Annotated in this window: 1 protein-coding gene; it reads right to left on the bottom strand. The window is 41.5% G+C overall.

What is annotated here, in order from left to right:
- Positions 1-121 precede the first annotated feature (121 nt).
- Positions 122-259, bottom strand: a complete 138-nt coding sequence (locus RUMCAL_RS15595; protein WP_021682765.1) for a hypothetical protein — start codon at positions 257-259, stop codon at positions 122-124.
- Between the last annotated feature and the right edge of the window lie 163 nt (positions 260-422).

Below are 422 nucleotides of genomic sequence, written 5' to 3'. Positions count from 1 at the left end.
CTTGACAAACCGGAGAAAATCGCGTATAATAAAAACAAAGAGAGCACACCAGCAGACGGTCTGCTCCCACTGTTTATGGTTAAGAAGAAATAACCGCCGCGAGTTGGTAGCTTCAGGGCGGTTATTTCTTTTTCTTGCTGTAGTGATTCGAATTACTATTTTTATGATTATAGTAAATGTACAAGATCACGCTGATCAAATCCAGCAGAAAGCTGCCGATTCTCAGCAAATCACCTAAAGTGATGTATTGATCCATCATACCGATCACCTCCCATCTGTTCCAATGAGCAGTGGGAGCAGAAACAAACCGCCTACCGTTATTGGTATGCCCTCGAGTATTTCGTATATCACACTACGCAAAAAATGTCAAACGATAGTTTGCGTTGTTTTTTGCAAGAATAAATATGGCTTCCTCGCAGTTG

It is taken from the genome of Ruminococcus callidus ATCC 27760, assembly GCF_000468015.1.
GTDB lineage: Bacteria > Bacillota > Clostridia > Oscillospirales > Ruminococcaceae > Ruminococcus_C > Ruminococcus_C callidus.
This window is presented reverse-complemented; position numbering and strand designations above follow the sequence as displayed.